We start from the raw sequence: 6,233 nt of genomic DNA, 5'->3' as shown, positions 1-6,233 counted from the left end.
TTCAACACCGAGGTGTATGTGTTGGATGGGCGGCTGCGTCCGGTGCCGGTGGGTGTGGCGGGTGAGTTGTATCTGGCGGGCTCGCAGTTGGCGCGTGGTTATGTGGCGCGTCCTGATCTGACCAGTGATCGGTTCGTGGCGAATCCGTTCGGTACGTCCGAGCGCATGTACCGCACCGGTGACCTGGTGGCCTGGACCGCCGACGGTGAGTTGGAGTATCTGGGCCGCACCGATTTCCAGGTGAAGTTGCGTGGTCTGCGTATCGAACTCGGTGAGATCGAGGCGGCGCTGACCGCCATGGACGAGGTCGCGCAATCGGTCGTGGTGGTTCGCGGCGATCAGCACACCGGCGATCAGCTGGTGGCCTATGTCGTCGCGGCGCGAGCGACGGGCCAGGAAGAGGCAGCGGAGCGTAACCACGGAGGGCACCGGGAGCGCCGCCGCTCCGGCACAGCGGCGGCCGGTGTTCCGGTCGACACCGAGACCCTGCGCGAGGATCTGGCCCGGCAGCTGCCCGCCTACATGGTTCCCGCCGTGGTGGTCGTGCTCGACGAGTTCCCGCTCAATGCCTCCGGCAAGCTCGACCGCAAGGCACTGCCCGCGCCGGTGTTCGAGGCCGCGGTCTTCCGCGCGCCGACCACCCCGGTGGAAGAGATCGTCGCCACCACCTTCGCCGAGGTGCTCGGACTCGACCGCGTGGGCCTCGACGACGATTTCTTCGCCCTCGGCGGTAACTCGCTGAGCGCCACCCAGGTCGCCGCCCGGCTCTCGGCCGCACTGGACACCGACCTCGGCGTCCGCGAACTGTTCGAGGCGTCCTCGGTCGCCGCGCTGGCCGCACGGGCCGAAACCCGCGCCGGTGCGGGCGCACGCGCCGCACTGGTACCGCAGCACCGGCCCGAACTGGTGCCGCTGTCGCTGGCCCAGCAGCGGATGTGGTTCCTCAACCGGTTCGATCCCGAATCCGCCGTGGACAACATCCCCGCGGCGGTGCGGTTGTCGGGTCTGCTGGACCGGCAGGCCTTGCAGATCGCCGTCGCCGATGTGCTGGCCAGGCACGAATCGCTGCGCACCTTCTACCCGGAGGTCGACGGCACCGCGCATCAGCAGGCCGTGCCCACCGCGAAGGTGATCCCGGATCTGAGCCCGGTCGACGTCACCGAGGCAGAACTGCCCGCCCGGATCACCGAACTGGTGCGCACCGGTTTCGACGTCACTACCGAGGTGCCGTTCCGGGCCCGGCTGTTCGAGATCAGCCCGACCGAACATGTGCTCGCCCTCGTCGTGCACCACATCTCGGCCGACGGTTTCTCCATGGGCCCGCTCACCCGTGATGTGATGACCGCCTACGGTGCCCGCGTCGAAGGCGGCGAACCGGCCTGGCGTCCGCTGGAGGTGCAGTACGCCGACTTCGCGCTGTGGCAGCGCGCGGTCCTCGGCTCCGAAGACGATCCGGAATCGGTGATCGCCGAGCAGATCGGCTTCTGGTCGCAGACCCTCACCGGGCTGCCCGAACAGCTGGATCTGCCCGCCGATCGGCCGCGTCCTGCGGTCGCGTCCGGTCAGGGCGCCACCGAGGTGTTCACCATCGACGCCAGGACCCATGCCGCGCTCACCGAGCTGGCCCGCACCCGTGGCGCGACGCTGTTCATGGTCACTCATGCCGCGCTCGCGGTACTGCTGTCGCGGATGTCGGGTGAGCCGGATATCGCCATCGGCACCCCCGTCGCCGGACGTGGTGAACGCGCGCTCGACGATCTGATCGGCATGTTCGTCAACACCCTCGTGTTGCGGACCCCGATCGACGGCGGCGCCACGTTCACCGATCTGCTGCGCACCGTCCGCACCACCGATATCGCGGCCTTCGGACATGCGGATCTGCCATTCGAGCGGCTGGTGGAGATCCTGAACCCGGCGCGTTCGCAGGCGCGCCATCCGCTGTTCCAGGTGATGCTGTCGTTCCAGAACACCGGCCAGAACAGCCTGGAACTGCCCGGCCTCACGGTCAGCGGGGTGGACCTGCCGATCGATGTGGCCAAGTTCGATCTGCAACTGGTGCTGTCGGAGAACGGCGAGGAAGGCGGCATCACCGCCGAACTGATCTACGCCACCGATCTGTTCGACGCGGCGACCATGGCCGAGTTCGGCCGCCGGTTCAACCGGCTGCTCGCGGCCGTCGTCGCCGAACCCGACCGCGCCATCGGTGATATCGATCTGCTCGATGCCCGCGAGAACGATCGGGCCCTGCGCGCCTGGAACGAGACCGCCCGCGATCTCGGCGCCCCGACCACGCTGGTGGCCGAGTTCGCCGCGCAGGCCGCAGCCACACCGGATGCGATCGCCCTCATCGATCCATCCACCGGAACCTCGTTGAGCTACGCCGAATTCGGTGACCGGGTGCATCGCCTGGCCCGCCACCTCATCGGCGCGGGCGTCGGCCCGGAGAGCCTGGTGGCGCTCGGGCTGCGTCGGTCGGTGGACCTGGTCGTGGCCATGTACGCGGTGCACGCGGCCGGTGGCGGCTATGTGCCGCTGGACCTGGATCAGCCCGCCGAACGTATCGACCATGTGCTCGAATCCGCGGCACCGGTCTGCGTGATCACCACGGCGGGTGACGGTTTCGACGCCACCGGTCTGTCCACCGTCGTGCTCGACGAGCTGGATCTGTCCGGTTACGACGCGGACCCGGTGACCGATGCCGAGCGCCGTGCGCCGCTGCGGCCGCAGCATCCGGCCTACGTCATCTTCACCTCCGGTTCCACCGGACGCCCGAAGGGTGTTGCGGTGCCGCACGCCGCGGTGGTGAACCAGATCCGCTGGATCACCGGCGAATACGGCATCGGCGCCGACGATGTGGTGCTGTTCAAGACCCCGGCGACCTTCGACGTTTCGGTCTGGGAGCTGTTCGCTCCGCTCACCACCGGTGGTCGGATGGTCGTCGCGAGCCCGGACGGCCACCGCGATCCCCAGTACCTGGCCGATGTGATCGCCGCCGAGCACGTCACCATGACCTCGTTCGTACCGTCGATGCTGACGGTGTTCGCTGGCAGTGTCGCCGGAGCCGAACTCGCCTCGCTGCGGACGCTGTTCATCGCGGGTGAGGCGTTCACCAGCGATGCCGTCGCGGCGATCCGTCGGGTGAGCAACGCCGAACTGCACAACCTGTACGGCCCGACCGAATTCACCGTGCACGCGACGGCGGCCCCGGTCGCCGCCGAGGTCGACGGCGCGGTGCCGATCGGCCTCCCGGTGTGGAATGCCCAGGCCTACGTGTTGGACGCGCGCCTGCATCCGGTCGTGCCCGGCGCCGCGGGTGAGCTGTACCTGGCCGGTGCGCAGCTGGCGCGCGGCTACTTCGGCCGCACGGATCTGACCGCGGATCGCTTCGTGGCCAACCCGTTCGGCGACGGCGCCCGCATGTACCGCACCGGTGACCTCGTGACCCGCGGACCCGATGGCGCCATCACCTACCTGGGCCGCACCGACTTCCAGGTGAAGCTGCGCGGTCTGCGCATCGAACTCGGCGAGATCGAGAACGCGCTCACCGCACACGAATCGGTGGCCCAGTCGGTGGCCCTTGTGCGCTCCGACGCCCGCACCGGTGATCTGCTCGTCGCCTATGTGGTGCCCGCCGGTGGCGCGATCGTCGACGTCGAGGCGTTGCGCGCGCATCTCACCGGTCGCCTGCCGTCCTATATGGTCCCCGCCGCGATCGTGGTGCTGGACGCGATGCCGCTCAACCCGAACGGCAAGCTGGATCGGCGCGCACTGCCGGAACCGGAGTTCGAGGCCCGCGAGTTCCGCGCGCCGTCGACCCCGGTGGAGGAGATCGTCGCGGCGACCTTTGCCGAGGTCCTCGGCCTGCCCGGCGAACGCCAGGTCGGCCGCGACGACGACTTCTTCGATCTTGGCGGTAACTCGCTGATCGCCACCCAGGTGGTGGCCCGCCTCGGCGCGGCCCTCGACACCCGCGTCCCGGTGCGCACGCTGTTCGAGGCGCCGTCGGTGGCCGCGCTCGCGGTCAAGCTGGAATCGCACGCGGGCACCGGTCGCAGGCGCGAACTCGTGGCCGGACCGCGTCCGGACGAGGTGCCGTTGTCGCTGGCGCAGCAGCGTATGTGGTTCCTCAACCGCTTCGACAACCAGACCGCGGTCAACAACATCCCGCTCGCGGTGCGGCTCACCGGCGCTCTCGACACCGATGCGCTCGCGCTCGCCGTCGCCGATGTGATCGACCGGCACGAGGTGCTGCGGACGGTGTATCCGCAGACCGCGGGCGGCCAGGGTGTGCAGGTGGTCCTGCCCGCCGGGCAGCATCGCATCGACCTCGATCCGATCGAGGTGCCCCGAGCCGAGATCGCCGACCGGATCAGCGAATTGGTGCTCACCGGATTCGACGTCACCGCCGAGGTCCCGGTTCGCGCCGAACTGTTCCGCGTCGTCGACGGCGACGGACCGGACACCCATGTCCTGGTCTTCGTGGTGCACCACATCTCCGGCGACGGCTGGTCGGTGCGACCGCTGGCCCGCGATGTGATGGTGGCCTACGCCGCCCGCACCCGCGGTGAGGCGCCCGGCTGGGCGCCGCTGCCGGTGCAGTACGCCGATTTCGCGCTCTGGCAGCGCGACACGCTCGGCTCGGAGGAGGACCCGTCCTCGCTGATCGCCCAGCAGGTCGCCTACTGGTCGGCGACGCTGGCCGGGCTGCCCGATCAGCTGGATCTGCCCGCCGACCGGTCACGGCCCGCGGTGGCCTCCAACCGCGGTGAGGTCTACGAGTTCGGGATCGACGCCGAACTGCTGCGCGGGCTCAACACCCTCGCCCGTGCGCACGGTGCCAGCCTGTTCATGGTGGTGCACGCCGCGTTCGCGGCCCTGCTGTCGCGGCTGTCGGGCAGCGATGACATCGCCATCGGCACCGCCGTCGCCGGACGTGGCGAGGCCGTGCTCGACGATGCCATCGGCATGTTCGTCAACACCCTTGTGCTGCGCAGCGAGGTGCGGCCGGACGAGCCGTTCACCGCCTTGCTCGCCCGCACCAGGGACGCCGATCTGGCGGCCTTCGGGCATTCCGACCTGCCCTTCGAGCGGTTGGTGGAGATCCTGAACCCGGCACGTTCACAGGCGCGCCATCCGCTGTTCCAGGTGATGCTGTCGTTCCAGAACACCGGTGAGACCACCTTCGAACTGCCCGGCCTCGAGGTCGCGGGTATGCCGCTGGATGTGGTGACGGCGAAGTTCGATCTGCATCTGAACCTCACCGACGCCGCCGACGGTATGACCGCCGAATTCGCCTACGCCACCGATATGTTCGACCGCGACACCGTCGCCTCGCTCGCCGAGCGGCTGCTGCGGGTGCTGCGCGCGGCGGTCGCGGACCCGGCCGCCGCCCTCGGCGACACCGAACTGCTCGCCGCCGGTGAACGCGACCGTGTGGTCCGGGAATGGAACGCGACCGAGTTCGACGTGGCCGCGGCACTCTCGGCGAGCCCGTCCGGTACCGATCCCGCGACCCTGGTGGCGATGTTCGAGGCCCAGGCCGTCCGCACCCCGGACGCGCCCGCCCTGACCTTCGCGGACACCACCCTCACCTACGCGCAGTTCAGCGCACGGGTGAATCGTCTGGCCCGGCATCTGATCTCGCTGGGGGTCGGACCGGACACCCATGTGGCGCTGGGTATGCGCCGCTCGATCGAGCTGGTCGTCGGCATGTACGCGGTGACCGTCGCCGGTGGCGCCTATGTGCCGCTGGACCCGGATCATCCGGCCGACCGCACCCGCTATGTCCTCGACACCGCCGACCCGGTATGCGTGCTGACCACCGCCGCCGATGAATTCGACGCCGGTGCGCGGATCGCGCTGGAGATCGAATCGCTGGATCTGTCCGGCTATTCGGCCGCCGCGGTGACCGATGCCGAGCGCACGGCTGCGCTGCGGCCGACGCATACCGCGTACGTCATCTTTACGTCGGGTTCGACGGGTCGGCCGAAGGGTGTGGGGGTTTCGCATGCGGCGATTGTGAATCGTCTGGTGTGGATGCAGTCGGCTTATGGGCTGGATGCCTTGGATGTGGTGTTGCAGAAGACGCCTGTGACGTTCGATGTGTCGGTGTGGGAGTTTTTCTGGCCGTTGCAGGTGGGTGCGCGGTTGGTGGTGGCGAAGCCGGATGGTCATCGTGATCCGGCGTATTTGGCGGAGTTGATCGGGGCGGAGGGGGTGACGATCACTCACTT

Annotated in this window: 1 protein-coding gene; it reads left to right on the top strand. The window is 69.1% G+C overall.

What is annotated here, in order from left to right; genetic code table 11:
* Positions 1 to 6,233 (top strand): non-ribosomal peptide synthetase (locus QH168_RS02530; protein WP_280232742.1); only part of this gene is annotated, 6,233 nt, incomplete at both ends.

The sequence above is a fragment of the Nocardia cyriacigeorgica genome (genome assembly GCF_029868385.1).
Taxonomy (GTDB): Bacteria; Actinomycetota; Actinomycetes; order Mycobacteriales; family Mycobacteriaceae; genus Nocardia; species Nocardia cyriacigeorgica_F.
The sequence above is the reverse complement of the archived record's forward strand: the minus strand, read 5'-3'. Positions and strand labels throughout refer to the sequence as shown.